The organism is Flavobacterium resistens, assembly GCF_900182645.1.
Taxonomy (GTDB): Bacteria; Bacteroidota; Bacteroidia; order Flavobacteriales; family Flavobacteriaceae; genus Flavobacterium; species Flavobacterium resistens.
On the sequence record NZ_FXTA01000007.1, the window covers coordinates 26,700 to 44,839 of the forward strand.

Genomic DNA, 18,140 nt, shown 5'->3' on the forward strand with positions numbered 1-18,140 from the left:
TAGTCTCCCAAATCCTAAAGAATACATCAAAAAAATAAAATATAACAGATGAAATTTATAGTATCGAGTTCGTACTTATTAAAACAATTACAAGTTTTAGGTAGTGTAATCAATAGTAACAACACGTTGCCTATTTTAGACAACTTTTTATTTGAACTAGACAATGATGCGTTGACAGTTTCGGCTTCAGATCTTGAAACTACTATGTCGGCTACATTATCAATCGATTCTAAAAGTAAAGGAAGCGTTGCTGTACCAGCTAAACTTTTGCTTGAAATTTTAAAAACGTTTCCAGAACAACCTTTAACTTTTACAGTTGAAGATAACAATACAGTTGAAATTAGTTCTAACTCAGGAAAATATGCATTAGCATACGCTGCTGGAGAAGAATTCCCAAAATCAGTTAGTCTTGAAGATCCGTCTGTAACTCTTGTTCCTGCTGATGTTTTGGCAACTGCTGTAAGCAAAACTATCTTTGCTGCCGGAAATGATGATTTACGTCCGGTAATGTCTGGAGTATTCTTCCAGTTTTCACCAGAAGGATTAACTTTTGTTGCTACAGATGCTCACAAATTGGTAAAATATGCACGTACAGATGTAAAAGCATCTCAAGTTGCAGATTTTATTATGCCAAAGAAACCTTTAAATATCTTAAAAAGTATTTTAGGAAGTTCTGATGCTGAAGTAAAAATTGAATACAACGATTCAAATGCGACTTTCTCATTTGATAACTATATTTTAATGTGTCGTTTGATCGACGGAAAATATCCAAATTACGAAGCGGTAATTCCAAAAGAAAATCCAAACAAATTAATGATTGACCGTTCTTTATTTTTAAGTTCTGTTCGTCGTGTTGCAATTTTCTCAAACAAAACAACACACCAAATTCGTTTAAAAATCGCTGGAGCGGAATTAAATGTTTCTGCCGAAGATATTGATTACTCAAACAAAGCTGAAGAAAGATTGACTTGTGATTACCAAGGAGATGATCTTCAGATTGGTTTCAATTCAAGATTTTTAACAGAGATGCTTACTAACTTACAATCTGACATGATTATGTTAGAAATGTCATTACCAAACAGAGCTGGAATCCTTACTCCTGTTGATGGTCTTGAAGAAGGCGAAACAGTAACAATGCTGGTAATGCCTGTAATGTTAAATAGTTAACATCAAAACTTCTTTTTGTTACAGGGATTTTTTTTAGTTTCGAATTAAAGACATATCATTGTAAAAAAAAATATCGCTATTAACCAACCATTTTTTATACCTAGAAACCGCAATTCTTTTTTTAAGATTTGCGGTTTTTTATTTAGCTCTGTTTTTTGTTTCAGGTTTCAGGTTTTATGTTTCAAGTTGACATACCATATCAGTAATTTCACCGCAAAGAGCGCAATGCCGATAATTATCAGGAACGCAAAGTTCGCAAAGTTATTTTTCACATAGCTTTGCGAACTTTGCGTTTACAAACTCAATCTTAATTAAAAAACTTAGCGTGCTTTGCGGTTAAACTTCAAACCTGAAACATTTTTTTTCCGTAATTTTGCAATATGAAAATAGAAATTTGGTCGGACATCATGTGTCCGTTTTGTTATATCGGGAAAAGACAATTAGAATCAGCTTTGGCAAAATTTCCAGAAAATGAATTTGAAATTGAATGGAAAAGCTTTCAGCTCGATCCAACTATTACGCCACAATCCGGAAAAGACGTTTTCACGTTTTTAGCTGAACGAAAAGGCATGTCACTTGAACAATCTAAAGAAATGCATAAAAGCGTCACAGAACGCGCAAAAAGCGTTGGTTTAGACTATCATTTTGAAAAAGCTGTCATTTCAAATTCCCTTGAAGCGCATCGTATTATACATTTGGCTAAAACCAAAAATCTTGGTGACGAAATGGAAGAAATCTTTTTCAGCGCTTATTTCACTGAAGGCCGCGACTTAAATGACGGTCCAACCTTATTAGAACTTGGCGAAAAAGCAGGCTTGAATAAAGAGGAAATTCTGGAAGTTTTACAAAACGAGCATTTATATCTACAAAATGTTCATCATGATATCAAAGAAGCACAAGAAATTGGTGTACAAGGCGTTCCGTTTTTTGTTTTTGATAGAAAATATGCGATTTCTGGTGCTCAGCCTGTTGAAGCTTTTGTAAACACGATTAATGAAGTTCTGAAGTAATCTTCAATAACTGTTTTGTTTCTTGAAAATGCCAATCAAAAAAGACCAAAATATTCCACTTATTGGACTTCAGGAATTCAAAAAAGACCAAAGCAGATATAACGATCAGCTCTTGTTTAATGAATTGCATGGCGAACGCCATATTCATAAACCACATCAGCATGATTTCTTTATTATTGTACTTTTTGATCAGGCAAAAGGCGTTCACAATATTGACTTTATAGATTATAAAATCGGCAACCATCAAATTCATTTGCTTTTTCCTGGACAAGTGCATAAATGGAATATCGAACCTGAAACTACAGGTTACCAACTAATGATTGGCAGAGATTTCTTTGAAAGCTTTTCTAGCAGTTTTAGATTTTCATTTGCCCAATATCACAATCATCCCGTGATTGAGCTTAGTCAGGAATCTTATAATCTTTTGCATTACGAATTTGATGCAATAAAGAATGAACTTGAAAATGAAGATTGCCTTCAGGAATTGATTAGTTCACGTACCGGCGTTATTGCATCTATCATAAGCAAAGAAGCCGCAAAAGTATTTCAGAGTCATGATATTTATCAAACAGAACCTCGAATCGCAAAGTTCCAGGAATTAATCGATAATCATTTCAAAGAAGAGAAATTAGTTTCCTTTTACGCTGCAAAACTTCATATTTCAGCCAACTATCTAAATATTCTCTGCAAGAAACATTTAAAAATTTCAGCTACACAATTAATTCAGCAGCGAATTGTTCTGGAATCTAAACGACATTTGAAAGCTACAGCCCTTTCAATTAAAGAAATTGCCTTTGAATTAGGTTTTATAGATCATGCCTACTTTTCAAATTTCTTTAAAGCTCAAACCGGAATCACACCCACTCTTTTCCGTGAACAGTTATAAATCTTTCAAGCCTTGAGATAAATTTTCTATTCTTGATATTTATATGAAGTTTACTTTTGTATACAAATTACTTCGTATGAAAAACTCTGATATTACTCGCAAAGATTTTTTAAGAAATTCAGTTTTAGGCGTTGCCGGACTTGCAGTTGGCTCAGGTTTTATAAATTCTGCAACAGCTTCTACAATATCTGAACCAGATTCAAATATAAATATTACTTCAGGCAAAAATTTTACTTTAAAAAATGTTAGGTTAGAAACTGGCTTCGAATACGAAGAAGGCGAAGTCGTTCGTACTAAAACAGAATTATTCTGCGTTGAAATCAGCGACGGAAAAATCAAATCAATTTCAGCAAATAAACCGAACGCCCAAGCTATTGATGCAAAAGGTTTTTTAATGCTTCCTGCTTTTCGCGACATGCACATTCATTTGGATAAAACATTTTATGATGATTGGCATGCCGTAAAAAAACGAACTGGTGGTGTAAAAGGAATGATTGCTCTAGAACAGCAAATTTTGCCTGAAATGCTTAAAAACTCCACTCAAAAAGCGGAGAAATTAATTGAGTTATTGCAATCGCACGGAACTTCATTTGCCCGAAGCCATGTAAATATTGAACCTACTTCAAAATTGCAGTCTTTAAAAAATCTGCAAAAAGCTTTAGAAAACAAGAAAACTACTTTTGGTGCTGAATTAGTTGCTTTTCCGCAACATGGTGTCTTTTATACTGATTCCGTTCCTTATTTGAAAGAAGCTGCGAAAATGGATATAGATTTCATTGGCGGACTTGATCCTTTTTCGATTGACGGAGCCATTGAAAAAACAATTGACTTTACAGTACAATTGGCTTTAGACAATAATAAAGGAATTGATATTCATTTACATGAATCTGGAGAATCTGGGATAAAAACAATAGAATATCTAATTGCAAAAGTAAACGAAAATACAAACTTAAAAGGAAAGACTTTTTTAAGCCATTGCTTTGCTCTTGGAAAATTGGAAAAATCCAAACAAGAAGAAATGGCTGAAAAATTAAGCGCAGCCCAGATTGGTATAGTTTCTACAATTCCTTTCGGAAGTTTGGTAATGCCAATTCCAACTTTAATGAAAGCTGGTGTAAATGTAATGACCGGAAATGACAGCATTATTGATCATTGGAACACGTTTGGGACAGGAAGCGTTTTACAAAAAGCCAATCTTGCAGCACAATTATATGGGCATGTGACAGAATTTAACTTATCGCGAATGCTGAAACTAGCAACTTCTGGACTAATTCCTTTAGATGACAAAGGAACTCAGCAATGGCCAAAAGTTGGCGACAAAGCTGATTTAGTATTTTTGAAAACTAGCTGCTCTGCTGAAGCTGTTTCGAGAATGTCACCTCCAAAAATGCTTATTCACAACGGAAATATTGTTTATTAACTTGTTTATTTCAAATTATTAAACAAACCTACAAATAGTTAATTATTCAGAATCCCGATTCATTAAGAATCGGGATTTTTTTATACAAAAAAAATTCAAACACTAATGAATAATATTTACCTTATTTAATTGATTTACAATTATTTAAAAACAGGTAATTCTACTCTATTGTAAGATTATACATTATATTAGTTTTACCAGATCAAATATAAACAACCACAAAACAATGGAAAAAAATCAAGATTCATGCATCCCAAACGGATGGGTTGGCGGGTTCCCTCCTGCAAATTCTCCTATGAGATACCCTACCCGCGATTTATCCTCTTTGCCAATGTTGGGCAATATGGACAATATTAATTTTCTTCAGCGTCAGCTTGGAGTAAAATGGCCAGAATTTAGCTGGGAAACTTTAAAAGGCTTTCCAGATACCAAAAGATGTTATCAACAGTTTGCACCATACATTTCCCGAGTGGGATATACAGATGAAGGAAGAGTTTATTCTGTTATTTGTCCGCAACAAGGAATTTGGCTTAAAGATGAAATTTGCTTAAATGTTGAAGTAACTGTTACTGGACAAAGAGGTTGGGTAGATGAAAATACCAAAGAACTGGCCTTAGATATGACCGTTGAAGGCAAAATCTGGTTTACGCCAAGTGAACATCAAGGTGACAAAATAAAAGAAATTTGGCCTTTACTACGATACAGTCTTCCGAAATTCCCATTAGATAAGGAAAATGCCATTCGTGTAGTCACTTATGATCCCGGAAATCCCAACCAACCTATTTTTCCGGTAAATAAAGGAATTTCACCTGAATTCAAAAATCCGGCATTTGCACTTCACGAAGCAGAATCTTACACAACAGGATATATAGCAGTAGAAATTGGAGACATTAAAAAAACTAAAGATTCAATTGTCGATGGCTTCAATGAATTAATCATGAAAGCTTTTAACCTGGCTTCTGGTAATATGCTTCAGCCTGGAAATGTGTTATCCTGGAATCTTTGGTTTGTTGAACCAGCCTTGGTAAATACCGAAGAATGGAAAAATCATGCAGAATACTGGCGAAAATCAATCGATGCGCATCACGGATCTCCAACTGGCGAAGGAACTCACGCCAGATACTTTGACGGAACATTGTTTAATGCCGAAGAAAGCGAAATAGACAAAATAATACAAGAGATTATTGACTATATAAAATCTCATTTGTAAAACAAAAAAAATGGCTAAAGAAATCATTCTTTAGCCATTTTTATTATAATTAAACTTCAGTATGCAAAAACAGGCTGGGTTTAAATAACTCCCATTTTCTGCATCAGGAAAGTGGCGCTTTTATTTTTGCAAATTCCGTTTCTCAATTTGTAGTCAAAATGCAATTCATTGTTTTGGATTTCGACTTCAAAGCATTGATTTTTTAAAATATTTGGAAATTCGTTAGTCGTCAAACAAACTTCAATATCATGCGTTGCAATTGCACCTATTGCATTTTTCGCGATTATTTTTTTAACCACTTCAATCGTTCCGTTTCGTTTGTCATCAGAATTTGTTCCTCTTAAAATTTCATCCAATAAAACAAAAGCCGGACGTTCTTCCAGCGCATCCATAATTTGCTTTAAACGTTTGATTTCTGCAAAAAAGTACGATTCGCTATCTGCTAAAGAGTCTGATAATCGCATTGAAACTAAAACTGGAAGTGGATGAATATTAGCTTCTGAAGCACAAACAACTGAACCGATTCCGCCTAAAACCATATTAACACCTAAACTTCTCAAAAAAGTACTTTTTCCAGACATATTAGATCCTGTTAAAATCACATACGATTCTGGATAAAAATAAGTATCATTCCCTACTCTGTTATTTGGATTTAATAGTGGATGACTTAAGTTTTTAAATTCAATTTTATATTCGGAGTTAATCTCTGGAAATACAAAATCAGGATTATTATAGGCTAGATTTGCCAAACTATTCAAAGCTTCAAATTCGCCAATAATAGCAATCCAATTTTCAAGTTCATGCGAATAATCTTCTTTCCATTTTAAAAGCGCTTTCAAAACATGAAGATTAAACAAAAAAGTTCCATTAAAAACAGTTGCTGTAACAAAATTATTAATGGTATCCATTCTTGAAAACAATTCAGACAATTGTTTTAAATGTGCACTAGCCGAAATATTTTTAGAAATTAGTTGTTGTTGTAATTCAGCTAATTTTTTAGACTCAAATTTTTCCGATTCAATTTTTTCAACCAATAAACCGTATTGCTTAATTATTTTATCAACATTATCCGCCTGCGCAATTTCTGATTTGATACGCTTTATTGACTGTCCTAAAACAATCATATTAGCAATAAAAATGTATGTCAGATAAGATAATAAAATTGTTTTCGAAGTAACAAAATAGGCAAGTAATACTCCAAAAAACAAAGCAGGCATTGCAAAAGACAATAAAACTAAAGCTTTAGGTAATGAATTATTTTTAAATGAACTCCAATGAATTATAGAATCGTATGAATACTTACTGTCAGAACTGACAGTTGCCAATGCTAAAAAATCCTGGCGCCAGTCGATCTTAGTTTTAAGTTCATCAACAGCTTTTTGATTTTCTAAAATAATCTCATTTGGAAAAAGATGCAGCAATTGATTTGCCAATGTTTTTTTTCCGACAAATGTCGCAGTTCTATTTAAATTTTGAAATAAAGAATGATCGCCAAAAATATCTAAATCATAAGCGTATGGATGATGAAAATCATTGAATTCTATTCCGTTTTCAAAAGGTATTTTTTCTCTTTTTAAATACGAAATCTCATTTTCATTGATTTTTAAAAGTGCCGTTGTGAGTTGTTTTTGAAAAGATAATTTAGTGTGGATTTTCATTAAAAAAATAAAACCAACAAAAGATAAAAAAGCTACTACGACATACAGCAAATCATTGGTTTTGATGTAATAAAATAACATAAACAAACAAAGAAAAACTGTTAACAGACGCAAAATACTGATACTGTTGTATCTTTTATTGATTTTATTATAAATATTGGAAAAGTGTGTGACTTTATTATGATATACTTCCATTTTAAAATTTTATTGAAGTACAAATATATATTTTACACTTTCAAAACTGCTATTAAAATTATTTATCTTTTATTCCTTTTCATGCATGACCAAAACAGGTACAGAAACTTCTTTAGTAATTTTTTTAGAAAAACTTGATTCAAAAATGCTTTCAAAAAAAGATCTCTTATGAGTTATAGTCGTCAGAATGTCAATGTCTTTGTATAAAATAAAATCAAGAATAGTTTCTTTGACTTCATCACTTGGTAAAACCAAAAACTCAACATTATCGTTTGCAAACTCTTGTTCCCATTCTTTAATTGTCATATCAGAAACATCAGAATTTGAAGTTTTTACATATAAACTTTTCACTTTTGCATCTGTTTTCTTTGCAATTTTAAGTATTCGACGAAGTACCGCTTTATCTTTTTCACGATATCGCGTTGTAAAGCCAATAATTTTCACTTTTTTATATCTGGCATCAATGGGAACACATAATACGGGTACTTTTACCTCCGATATTACTGAATTTGTATTAGATCCTGTAAAAAATTTTGTCCAGTCAGAAGCTCCAGTAGTTCCCATTATCACAAAATCAATATCGTCTTCTTCAACGGCGTTTTTTAGATTGAAAATCAAATCACCATCCATTAAACGATGTTTGATTACAATATCATCTAATTTTCGTTCTGTAGCAATTGCTCTGAGTTTTGGAATTTCATCTTTAAACATCTCAAATTTAGCTAATTCTATTGAGCTGTAAATCGATGCATAATTCTCCGGAAAAAACTGGCTGTCATACACCGGAATCTCAAAAGTATGAAGTAAAACAAGCTCGGCGTTGACTATTTTTGCAAATTCTAATGCATGAACAAACGCATTTGTTGCTGCTTCAGAAAAATCTGTGGGAAATAATATCTTTTTCATTTTGTTTAGAATTAGTGTATTGTTTTCTCAAATTTAATCATTCTAAAAACAAAACAACCTGATAATTATCAGTATTTTAACACTTAATAATTTCTTAAAAATCAAATTTTAAGAAGTTTCAAATTGTATATTCAACAGGTAGTCCGACATTTAAACTTTAGCGCATTTTTTATACCTTTGCGTCATGATAAATCAAGATTCTATAGTTGCATTAGCTACTCCGTCTGGAGCTGGAGCTATTGCTATCATTCGTATTTCAGGTGTTGAAGCAATCACAATCGGAAATTCTGTTTTTAAATCTATAAAAAACAAGGATTTAACTAAGCAGAAAACTCATACACTACACTTAGGTCATATTGTTGATAATGAAAAAACACTTGATGAGGTTTTGGTTTCGATATTTAAAGGGCCAAATTCATACACAGGCGAAAATACTATTGAGATATCTTGTCACGGATCAACTTATATTCAGCAGCAAATTATTCAGTTATTATTAAGAAAAGGATGCCGAATGGCCGATGCTGGTGAATTTACATTACGAGCTTTTTTAAACGGAAAACTTGATTTATCTCAGGCAGAAGCAGTTGCTGATTTGATTTCATCTGATAACGAAGCTTCACATCAAATTGCAATGCAGCAAATGCGCGGCGGTTTCAGTAATGAAATTGCCAAACTTCGCGAAGAACTTTTGAATTTTGCTTCTTTAATTGAACTAGAATTAGATTTTGCGGAAGAAGATGTTGAATTTGCCGACAGAACCCAATTTCATGAATTATTAAACCGAATTGAATTTGTTTTAAAACGTTTAATTGATTCATTTGCTGTTGGAAACGTAATAAAAAACGGAATTCCGGTAGCAATTGTTGGCGAACCAAATGTTGGAAAATCAACTCTATTAAACGCTTTATTAAATGAAGAACGCGCCATCGTTTCGGACATTGCCGGGACAACTCGTGACACAATTGAAGATGAATTGGTTATTGGCGGTATTGGTTTCCGATTTATTGATACTGCTGGAATTCGCGAAACGAAAGATGTTGTAGAAAGCATTGGAATCAAAAAAACATTCGAAAAAATAGATCAGGCACAAGTTGTGATTTATTTGTTTGATGGATTGAAGTTCAAAACTTCAAGCTCTGAATTTGTTTCGGAAATTGAACAAATTAAAAATAAATATCCATTAAAACCACTTTTGATTGTAGTCAATAAAAAAGACATTTTGTCCGAAGATGAAGTTTTAAACATTACCAATCAGCTTGAAAATTTGAACGCAAAACTTTTATTGATTTCTGCCAAAGAAAAAATTGGTGTTGATGAATTAAAGAATGAACTACTTTCATTTGTCAATACTGGCGCTTTAAGAAATAACGAAACTATTGTTACAAATACAAGACATTATGATTCTTTACTTAAAGCTTTGGATGAAATACAAAAAGTAAAATTCGGTCTTGAAACAAATCTTTCAAGTGACTTAATGGCTCTGGATATTCGCGAAGCTTTATATCAATTCGGACTTATTACTGGTCAGGTTACTAATGATGAATTGCTGGGGAATATTTTTGCTAATTTCTGCATCGGAAAATAGAGCAACAAAATAACGCAAAATAAAAACAAACAAACGAGTTAAAGTATTGATAAACAATATTTTAACTCGTTTTTTATTCGTCTTTTCTTTTGGTTGTTTGGCAATGTTTTGATTAAATTTGTACCTTGTTTGTACCTTGTTTGTACCTCGAAAAACTGAGCTGCAAGAAATATTTTTTTTTGGCCAAATTATGGCACATAGAGACACATATAGTCACAGTGGGACACTTAACGTCACATATCTATGAGTTCAAAAATTGAGATTATCAGAATCTGCGAATTCTGTAAAAATGAGTTTACAGCACGCACAACAAAAACGCTCTATTGCTCGCTTAAATGCAGTTCCAGAGCCTACAAATCAAGAACCAGGCAGTCAAAAATTGCAGAAAGCAACAGACAGACCCAAATTGCCAAAAACCCTGATCTTGAAATTGTAAAAACCAAAGATTTTATCAGCGTAAATCAGGCAAGTACCCTTCTTGGCATAAGCAGGCGGACCATTTATCGAATTATTTCACGAGGAGAGCTGGATGTCGCCAAATTTGGAACAAGAACCGTCATCCGCAGATGTGATTTGGATGGTTTCTTCTCTTTACCACTTGAAGAATCAATGCTGCGTCCTGTACAGGAATTTCCAGGACTTTCAAAATGTTATACCATAACTCAGATTCAGCAAAAATTTGGAATCTCGCCAGTAGGATTATATAAGTTGATACAGCGTCATGGAATAGCTAAATATTCAGTTGGAAAATTTAATTACGTAGCAAAAAAAGATATTAATATTATATTTAATGCAAGAGACAATGAAAAAGACTAATGTAACGCTCAGAAAGAAAGTTCTCGCTGATGGCAGAATTTCACTTTATCTGGATTTCTACCCTCCAATACTGGACACTGAAACAAACAGACAAACAAGACGTGAATTTCTTAAACTTTATCTTTTTGAAAAACCTAAAAACCAGATTCAGAAAATTTCAAATATGGAGAGCCTGCAAACAGCAGAACTTATCCAGATCCGAAGACAAAATGAACTCCGCAAACATGATGTGTATTCAACATTTGAAAAAGAACAACTGGAACTGCAGAGAATCGGCAAGGGCTCTTTTATGAAATATTTTAATGATCTGGCAGCTCTAAAAGTAGGCAAAAACTACTTAATATGGAGAACTGCAATCGCACATTTTGAAAATTTCCTTAACGGCAATGATGTCAGTTTTAAAGATGTTACAGTAACTTTAGTAAATGACTACAAGGAGTATTTACTGAAAGCAAAAAGCAGAAGAGAAACAGGAAATGCTATAGCCCGCAATAGTGCCCTCTCCTACTACAACAAACTTAAAACTACACTTAAGAGAGCCTACAAAGAGGGAAAATTGAGAACTGATATCAACGCCGGGATCGACTCAATAAAAGAATCTGAAACCCAGCGCAATTTCTTGACTTTAAATGAGGCAAAAAGACTTTTTAAAACGTCGTGTTCGAACCAAATTGTATATAGAATATCTATGTTTTCAACATTGACAGGACTCAGGTACTCAGATATAGCAAAATTAACATGGTCAGAAATTGAATTTATTGAAGAAGATGGATACTACATAAGGTTCAAACAGAAAAAGACCGAAGGCCTCCAGACTATGCCTATTTCGGAAGAAGCGTACCAATTGCTTGGCAAGAGTGGAAATGAAGATGAAAAAGTCTTTTTGGGACTAAAAAAATGGGACGTCGATAGGGTTCTTCCTGTATGGCTTGCCCATGCAAACATAAAAAAGCATATTACATTTCACTGTTTCCGACATACCTATGCTACGTTACAGATTTTTTCGGGTACCGATATCTTTACTGTATCCAAAATGCTTGGCCATAAAAGTGTAAAAACTACTCAAATATATACCAAAATAATTGATGAGAAAAAAAGAGAAGCTTCGATGAGAATAAGTTTAAAATAAGATATCCTAAAACAAGAAAGATATTACTTTGAGTAATATCTTTCTTGTTTATTTATAAATGTTTTTTGAATTAAATTTAGCTTCAGTTTCTAGTTGTATTTCAGCAATAGTTTTAATTCGACCAGATTTTATCCAATTTAATAATTCTCCACGATAAAAATATAAACGCTTGCCCTGTTTATTGGCAGGAATCTCATTTCTACAGACTTTGGTGTAAATAGTGGCTACAGACAACTTTAATAATTTTGCAGCCTCAGAAATAGTTAGCAAATCATCATCAGCATCAACAGTTTTTACTTTATTTTCTTGCAAGAGTTTTTCAATACTGTTCATTTTCAAAAGTAGCTCTCCAATAATATCCGGTAAATCTTCAAATCTATATAGTTTCATAGTGTTCTCAAATTTTGTAAATTTTCAGTATATTTCTACATCTTATTATTTTTCATTTTTTTTTTACGAAAATCATTTTTTAACGAATAAAAGTAATTAATTAAGCAGCAACACGTAAATCACTATATTCCAATATATTATAACTGCATAAATTAAAACTTAAAATCCTTTCTAAATCATTGAAAAATAGGTGGTTTGGAATTTGTATCGTAAGGGTCACTTCTTAAAAAAACGTTAAAACTTAGGTTTTAGCGTTTTTTTATGTCCTTTCTATACTATTTAACCATCTTTTACATCTAAAAAAGAGAGATTTGTAAATCCTATCAAGTTAACTCCACTGGACACAAACCACCAGTAAAACATTGTAAACACTACATTTGCAACAAATCCATTATCTCTATATTAACAATAATTTAAGTTTGTGGAAATTGAAGAAGAGAAGTATTGAGGAAAATATCCGACTAATCATAAAAAAAAGAGGCCAGCAACTATGAGCTGACCTCTACACATTTTTAAGTTTTACTAACTAAATAAAGCCTTTTTTAAGCCCAAGGCAGCTTGTTCAGATGAAAATTTAACCGCATCAATATGATCTAATGGGTTTAACAAACCATAATCATGGATAAATCCGTTAAAGGTTTGAATTGTTGTAGGAACACCAGCCTCATCTAACTTACGGGCATAAGCTAATCCTTCATCAAAAAGAATATCATTCTCGGCTAATTGTACTAATGCAGGTGGCAATCCTTTCAATTTTTCAATTGAAGCACTGAACGGGGTAGCATAGTATTCTTTTCTTTGCTCTAAATCTGTAGTATAGTTATCCCACATCCATTTCATTAAGCTTGCTGTTAAGAATCTGCCTTCAGCATATTTTTGCCAAGATTCACGTGTAAAATCAGCATCTGTTACTGGCCATAAAAGTAATTGGAATTTTATTTCAGGGCCACCTTTATCTTTTGCCATAAGACAAAGTACAGCAGTCATATTTCCGCCAACGCTGTTTCCGGCGGCCGCCATATTTTTACCATCTACTCCTATCTGGTCTCCATTTTCTGAAACCCATTTTGTAGCCGCATAAATTTGATTAATAGCGGTTGGATATTTAGCTTCAGGCGATGGTGTATAGTCTGTAAAAACTGCTGCTGCCCCACTATTTACGACTAAGTCCCTTACCAATCTCCTGTGGGTAGGATAATCCCCTAATATCCATCCACCACCATGTGTAAACATAAATACTGGTAGTTTTTCAGAAACTGCATCGGCAGGTTTTACAATATGAATATTTACTGTATAACCATCTTGTGTAATTTCTCTTTCGGATTCAACAATATTTGAATAATCAAATTCTACTGACTTTTGAGCATCTATCAGTACTTGTCTTGCGTCTTGAGGCGTCATTGTTTCCAATGGTTTGCCACCACTGTTATTTAGAGCATTTAAAAAATCTCTAATTTGTAAGAGGATTTGAGGGTCTTTTTCTGCTGGAATTGGTTGTGCCATAATAGTAAATTTTAATGATTAATATTTTTAAACAAAGTGCTCTAAGTAATTTTTATTCTTGACTTAGATTTTGATAAAACTTATCACTAACAAATTTCCTGATAAATTGGCAAGATTGTGTAACTGAATCAAATAAGTGTGTAACCAAATCTCTGGTTGAAATATATATTTGAAAATTAATTTCTTATATATACTTCTTCAAAAGGAACTCTGTATCTTTCTCCCCAGATGCCTTCATTTTCTTTTCTAATTCCACATGAAACTACCATATTAATTTCGGCACTTTGAGGCAATTTTAAAATGCCCTTTAAAACTTTACTGTCAAAACCTTCTAAAGGGCAGGTATCATACCCTTCGTTAGCCATTGCAATCATAAAAGTTTGAGCCGCCAAAGCACATGATTTATGAACAACTACTCTCATATCATTCTCAGAGACTTCTCTTGTAATAGTCCTGAATAATCCAATAATCTTTGTTAAAATTATCCTGAAAATTCCAAGTAACCCAAAAAAACGCGAATAGAGTAAAGGCATTATTTTACCATAGTATAATTCACGATCCTTAATTCTTTTCTCTTGACGTTCTTGCGGGCTATTCCGGCGAATATTCCCTTTTTCAAAATCTAAAACAAATTTCGCTCTCTTTCGAAATAAATCTCTTCTGGTTACAAAAATTACAATTTGTGAAGCTGTTGAAGTTGCAGTTTGGTCTAGACAAGCCTTAGATACTTGTTTTAATAATTCTGGTTTTGTTATATGATGAAACTCCCATAATTGCATATTGGAACTATTTGGAGCCAAAGTTGCCAATTCTAAGCATTCTTTTACCTTTTCTTCATCAATAGGTTTTTCTTTATCATAAACCCGCACGGAACGTCTAAAATTTAATATTTCAGTTAAATTCATCGTTATTTTAAATAGCATTAATTAAATGATTGTCTGAACTCTAAAGGCGAAACAGAGGTTCTGTTTTTAAACAAGCGGTGAAAAGACTGAGGGTGTTCAAAACCTAAATGATAAGCAATTTCAGAAACTGACAAAGAAGTGGTAGAGAGCAGTTCTTTTGATTTTTCGATAATTCTATTCTGAATATGCTGTTGAGTTGTTTGTCCTGTGTGAACTCTTAACATATCGCTTAAATAATTAGGACTTAGGTGTAATTCGTTAGCAACATATTGAACCGTAGGAATGCCATCTTTCTCCAATTTGTCATTTTTGAAATAACCATCAAGTACATTTTCCAATTTACTAAGTAAATCGTTATTGGCTTTTTTTCTTGTCAAAAACTGACGGTTGTAAAAACGATTGCAATACTTCAGAAGCAAATCGATATTAGACACTAATAAATCCTGAGTAAATGAATCCATGTTGCCATCAATCTCACTACTGATATTTTCAATTATGTCCATTATCGATTTTTCTTCCTTTTCAGATAGAAATAAAGCTTCACTGGTTGAATATGAAAAGTAGCCATAGTCTCTAACTATGGCAGCCAAGTTGTATCCCTGCAAAAAATCGGGATGTATTACCGCAACAAATCCTTTAACACCATTAAGAAGAACATCCTCAAACTGCAATACTTGATGTGGAGCTATAAAGTACATTATGCCCTCATCAAAATCATAATATTGCTGGCCATATTTACATTTGCCTCCTGCACACTCTTTTTTAAGAGCAACCACATAAAAATCAGTTGTTATGGTGCTTAAAATTGTTTCAGGCTCCAACTTTACATCATCAAAATTAAATACACTGATCAACGGATTAGAAGGGCTTTTTAATCCTAAAAATTGATGTAATGCACTTATTGATGAAACTTTTGAAGGAGTTTTCATTTGTTGAAATTCTGACTTATACATCACTAAGTTACAATTTTTTATTTTAATAATTTTTCATTCTTAATTTGTTCGATGCCTTGTTTGTATGTTGTCACCTGAAATTCAGGAAAACGCTTTTTAAACTTTGAATCGTCAAATAAATTATCATATTTATATCTTGGAAGTAATTCCTGCAATTCTTTCACTCTTTCATTAAACCTTGCACCAATTTTAAAAACAAATTTTGGTACAACTGAATATTTTAATTCTTTTCCATAAATTTTTGATGCCAGATTGATAAACTGATTATAATTTAACATGTTATCATCAATCGGCAAATGCCAAGTTTGACCGAAAGCATCAGGTGTATTACCAATTAAAGCTGTTGCCCTACTTGCATCTGGCGTCCAAATTAAACTTCTCAATTTATCATCTCTCAAAGGCACCTTCAATTTTTTATTTTCCTTTATACTATTAAAAATCAAAGTATTGGTTACACTCTGTGTTTTACCAGGTCCATAAAATTCTGGTGCACGACAAATAACCGCTTCGAGTTCACCTGATTCTATTTCTTTCAAAACCATTTCAGCCATTTCTCTTCTTACTTTTCCTTTTCTTCCAACTGGATCGAAAAGGGTTTCTTCAGTGAGCAAACGACCATCCTGTGGGTACATATAAGTATTGTCAAAAAAAACCAATTTTGTTCCGTTGATTTTACAGGCATCAATGACATTTCGCAGAATGAGAGGAAATTGTTTTTCCCATAAGGCAGAACTAATAGGAAGCCCTAAAGTAAAATAAGCAATCTCACTTTCTTTTACAGCTTCAATAGCACTTTTTTTATTAGATAAATCAGCAGAAAATACTATATCTGTATCATTAACTTTCTTTGCTTCTCTGCTTACGATTCTTATCTCTGAAGTATAACTTCTCTTCAATTCTCTTGCTAATTCTTCGCCAATTTGACCATTGGCTCCTAATATTACCTGCATTTTTTTAGTTTTAAATTCTACTGCAAAGTTCAGTATTATCATAGTGATAGACGTAACTCTGTTATGGGTTGTTGTAACATTATCTCTGTTACATTACCCTTTTTAGCCACTTCATTTTTTTATCTGAATAAGGCGGATATTTCCAATCGGGTTCGCCCCAAGTTGTTTTCTCTATTACTGATTTTTGATGTGAGAATGTCAAAAATCCGAATTCACCGTGATAATGACCAATCCCGGAATTTCCAACTCCGCCAAAAGGAAGATAATCACTTGTAATCTGCATCAACGTATCATTGATGCAACCACCACCAAAGGAAACTCTGTTTAGTAGTTTATCTTTCTCATCATCATTATTTGTAAAAAGATAGGCTGCCAAAGGTTTTTCTCCATTAATGATTTTTTCAAGAGCTTCATCATAATTTTTAAAGGAAACCACTGGCAAAACCGGACCAAAAATTTCTTCCTGCATGACAGCATCATCATACGTTACATTGGTCAGGACTGTGGGCTCAATGTAAAGCATTTCTTCATTATGTTTCCCTCCATAAAATATTTTACCAGGAGTAATCAGACTTAATATTCTGTCATAATTTCTTTTATTGATTATACTTGTATAGTGCTCTGCACCATCTATATATCCAGTTTCTTCAATTTTATCTTTTAACAATTGTAAAAATTTGTCTTTGACTGATTCTTCAACCAGCAAATAATCAGGTGCTATACAAGTTTGACCACCGTTTAAAAATTTACCCCAAACGATACGTTTTGCGGCCACTTCTAAATTAGCTGTCTTTGTTACAATAGCGGGCGATTTACCTCCTAATTCTAACGTTACGGGGACCAAGTTTTTCGCAGCTGCTTCATACACAATCTGCCCTACTTTTGAACTTCCAGTAAAGAAAATTTTGCTCCACCGCAATTTCAATAACTCGGCTGTTTCCGGTATGCCGCCTTCAGCAACATACAAATAATTGGAAGGGAAATTAGTATTGATTAATTCCGCCAAAAGGCGCATTGTATTTTCGGGTAATTCGCTTGGTTTTACAACACAAGTATTTCCGGCTGCAATGGCTGTAATCAAAGGAACTAAAGTCAATTGATAAGGATAGTTCCACGCCCCAATTACCAAAGTTACGCCCAAAGGGTCTGCATAAATATGGCTGCTTCCGGGTTGTAAACTGAGAGCCGTTTTTACTTTTTTGGGTTTAGCAAGCTTATCTAAATTTTTCAAAAAAAAGTTGATTTCTTTATGAACTAAATTAAGTTCAGTTAAAAAAGTATCGAAAGTACCTTTGCGAAAATCTTTGTAAATCGCATCGTATAGTTGTTGTTCGTTTCCTTTCAAAATATCTTTCAACTTTAGTAAAGTTTCCTTTCTAAACGCCACATCTTTTGTTTGATGAGTGTTGAAGAACTCCTTCTGCGATTGAAATATTTTAGCGAATTCCATTTCCTTA

General features: G+C 33.0%; 16 protein-coding genes. 8 read left to right on the forward strand and 8 right to left on the reverse strand.

Features of this window, described 5'->3' with window-relative positions; genetic code table 11:
- Positions 1 to 48: 48 nt before the first annotated feature.
- The 5 genes from dnaN (at position 49) to FN795_RS20515 (ending at position 5,693) form a co-directional block, all read left to right on the forward strand.
- Positions 49 to 1,167 carry a DNA polymerase III subunit beta gene (dnaN, locus tag FN795_RS20495; protein WP_026730732.1) on the forward strand — a complete coding sequence of 373 codons (1,119 nt, stop codon included), beginning with the start codon at positions 49 to 51 and terminating at the stop codon, positions 1,165 to 1,167.
- A gap of 380 nt (positions 1,168 to 1,547) precedes the next feature.
- Positions 1,548 to 2,177, forward strand: a complete 630-nt coding sequence (locus tag FN795_RS20500) for a DsbA family oxidoreductase (protein ID WP_142452351.1) — start codon at positions 1,548 to 1,550, stop codon at positions 2,175 to 2,177.
- A 28-nt stretch (positions 2,178 to 2,205) separates the two neighbouring features.
- Positions 2,206 to 3,063: an AraC family transcriptional regulator gene (locus tag FN795_RS20505; protein WP_142452352.1), complete on the forward strand. Its 858-nt coding sequence runs from the start codon at positions 2,206 to 2,208 to the stop codon at positions 3,061 to 3,063.
- 76 nt (positions 3,064 to 3,139) lie between these two features.
- Entirely contained in the window at positions 3,140 to 4,483 is a 1,344-nt protein-coding gene (locus tag FN795_RS20510; protein WP_142452353.1) for an amidohydrolase, read from the forward strand.
- 226 nt (positions 4,484 to 4,709) lie between these two features.
- Positions 4,710 to 5,693 (forward strand): hypothetical protein, encoded by a 984-nt coding sequence (locus FN795_RS20515; protein ID WP_142452354.1) that lies wholly within the window; start codon positions 4,710 to 4,712, stop codon positions 5,691 to 5,693.
- 80 nt (positions 5,694 to 5,773) lie between these two features.
- Here the strand turns inward: FN795_RS20515 and FN795_RS20520 are convergent, their stop codons facing one another.
- Both FN795_RS20520 and FN795_RS20525 read right to left on the reverse strand, forming a co-directional pair.
- A complete protein-coding gene (locus tag FN795_RS20520; RefSeq protein ID WP_142452355.1) occupies positions 5,774 to 7,546 on the reverse strand; it encodes a MutS-related protein in 1,773 nt (590 codons plus the stop codon).
- A 69-nt stretch (positions 7,547 to 7,615) separates the two neighbouring features.
- The gene (locus FN795_RS20525; RefSeq protein ID WP_142452356.1) at positions 7,616 to 8,452 is read right to left on the reverse strand and encodes a universal stress protein; all 837 of its coding nucleotides are present in this window, start codon (positions 8,450 to 8,452) and stop codon (positions 7,616 to 7,618) included.
- Positions 8,453 to 8,636: 184 nt separating this feature from the next.
- On the opposite strand from FN795_RS20525, the gene mnmE reads away from it, so the two are divergent.
- The 3 genes from mnmE to FN795_RS20540 all read left to right on the forward strand — a co-directional run bounded on the left by mnmE (position 8,637) and on the right by FN795_RS20540 (position 11,982).
- The gene (gene mnmE, locus FN795_RS20530; RefSeq protein WP_142452357.1) at positions 8,637 to 10,037 is read left to right on the forward strand and encodes a tRNA uridine-5-carboxymethylaminomethyl(34) synthesis GTPase MnmE; all 1,401 of its coding nucleotides are present in this window, start codon (positions 8,637 to 8,639) and stop codon (positions 10,035 to 10,037) included.
- 243 nt (positions 10,038 to 10,280) lie between these two features.
- Positions 10,281 to 10,853 (forward strand): helix-turn-helix domain-containing protein, encoded by a 573-nt coding sequence (locus tag FN795_RS20535; protein ID WP_142452358.1) that lies wholly within the window; start codon positions 10,281 to 10,283, stop codon positions 10,851 to 10,853.
- Positions 10,840 to 11,982: a site-specific integrase gene (locus tag FN795_RS20540; protein WP_142452359.1), complete on the forward strand. Its 1,143-nt coding sequence runs from the start codon at positions 10,840 to 10,842 to the stop codon at positions 11,980 to 11,982. The genes FN795_RS20535 and FN795_RS20540 overlap by 14 nt, the downstream gene beginning before the upstream one ends.
- A gap of 48 nt (positions 11,983 to 12,030) precedes the next feature.
- Here the strand turns inward: FN795_RS20540 and FN795_RS20545 are convergent, their stop codons facing one another.
- The 6 genes from FN795_RS20545 to FN795_RS20570 form a co-directional block, all read right to left on the reverse strand.
- On the reverse strand, positions 12,031 to 12,372 hold the full coding sequence (locus FN795_RS20545) for a helix-turn-helix domain-containing protein (RefSeq protein ID WP_167498107.1): 342 nt from the start codon (positions 12,370 to 12,372) through the stop codon (positions 12,031 to 12,033).
- 522 nt (positions 12,373 to 12,894) lie between these two features.
- A complete protein-coding gene (locus FN795_RS20550) occupies positions 12,895 to 13,875 on the reverse strand; it encodes an alpha/beta hydrolase (RefSeq protein ID WP_142452360.1) in 981 nt (326 codons plus the stop codon).
- Positions 13,876 to 14,051: 176 nt separating this feature from the next.
- Positions 14,052 to 14,780, reverse strand: a complete 729-nt coding sequence (locus FN795_RS20555; protein WP_017497227.1) for a nitroreductase family protein — start codon at positions 14,778 to 14,780, stop codon at positions 14,052 to 14,054.
- A 17-nt stretch (positions 14,781 to 14,797) separates the two neighbouring features.
- Entirely contained in the window at positions 14,798 to 15,709 is a 912-nt protein-coding gene (locus FN795_RS20560; RefSeq protein WP_208743586.1) for a helix-turn-helix domain-containing protein, read from the reverse strand.
- Between the two features lie 41 nt (positions 15,710 to 15,750).
- Entirely contained in the window at positions 15,751 to 16,683 is a 933-nt protein-coding gene (locus tag FN795_RS20565) for an NAD-dependent epimerase/dehydratase family protein (protein ID WP_142452362.1), read from the reverse strand.
- An 88-nt stretch (positions 16,684 to 16,771) separates the two neighbouring features.
- A complete protein-coding gene (locus FN795_RS20570) occupies positions 16,772 to 18,133 on the reverse strand; it encodes an aldehyde dehydrogenase (RefSeq protein WP_142452363.1) in 1,362 nt (453 codons plus the stop codon).
- Between the last annotated feature and the right edge of the window lie 7 nt (positions 18,134 to 18,140).

What these genes read in the sequence shown, in the direction of transcription:
- dnaN (WP_026730732.1), top strand. Translation starts at nt 49, where the DNA reads ATGAAATTTATAGTATCGAGTTCGTACTTATTAAAACAATTACAAGTT.
- FN795_RS20500 (WP_142452351.1), top strand. Translation starts at nt 1,548, where the DNA reads ATGAAAATAGAAATTTGGTCGGACATCATGTGTCCGTTTTGTTATATC.
- FN795_RS20505 (WP_142452352.1), top strand. Translation starts at nt 2,206, where the DNA reads ATGCCAATCAAAAAAGACCAAAATATTCCACTTATTGGACTTCAGGAA.
- FN795_RS20510 (WP_142452353.1), top strand. Translation starts at nt 3,140, where the DNA reads ATGAAAAACTCTGATATTACTCGCAAAGATTTTTTAAGAAATTCAGTT.
- FN795_RS20515 (WP_142452354.1), top strand. Translation starts at nt 4,710, where the DNA reads ATGGAAAAAAATCAAGATTCATGCATCCCAAACGGATGGGTTGGCGGG.
- FN795_RS20520 (WP_142452355.1), bottom strand. Translation starts at nt 7,546, where the DNA reads ATGGAAGTATATCATAATAAAGTCACACACTTTTCCAATATTTATAAT.
- FN795_RS20525 (WP_142452356.1), bottom strand. Translation starts at nt 8,452, where the DNA reads ATGAAAAAGATATTATTTCCCACAGATTTTTCTGAAGCAGCAACAAAT.
- mnmE (WP_142452357.1), top strand. Translation starts at nt 8,637, where the DNA reads ATGATAAATCAAGATTCTATAGTTGCATTAGCTACTCCGTCTGGAGCT.
- FN795_RS20535 (WP_142452358.1), top strand. Translation starts at nt 10,281, where the DNA reads ATGAGTTCAAAAATTGAGATTATCAGAATCTGCGAATTCTGTAAAAAT.
- FN795_RS20540 (WP_142452359.1), top strand. Translation starts at nt 10,840, where the DNA reads ATGAAAAAGACTAATGTAACGCTCAGAAAGAAAGTTCTCGCTGATGGC.
- FN795_RS20545 (WP_167498107.1), bottom strand. Translation starts at nt 12,372, where the DNA reads ATGAAACTATATAGATTTGAAGATTTACCGGATATTATTGGAGAGCTA.
- FN795_RS20550 (WP_142452360.1), bottom strand. Translation starts at nt 13,875, where the DNA reads ATGGCACAACCAATTCCAGCAGAAAAAGACCCTCAAATCCTCTTACAA.
- FN795_RS20555 (WP_017497227.1), bottom strand. Translation starts at nt 14,780, where the DNA reads ATGAATTTAACTGAAATATTAAATTTTAGACGTTCCGTGCGGGTTTAT.
- FN795_RS20560 (WP_208743586.1), bottom strand. Translation starts at nt 15,709, where the DNA reads ATGAAAACTCCTTCAAAAGTTTCATCAATAAGTGCATTACATCAATTT.
- FN795_RS20565 (WP_142452362.1), bottom strand. Translation starts at nt 16,683, where the DNA reads ATGCAGGTAATATTAGGAGCCAATGGTCAAATTGGCGAAGAATTAGCA.
- FN795_RS20570 (WP_142452363.1), bottom strand. Translation starts at nt 18,133, where the DNA reads ATGGAATTCGCTAAAATATTTCAATCGCAGAAGGAGTTCTTCAACACT.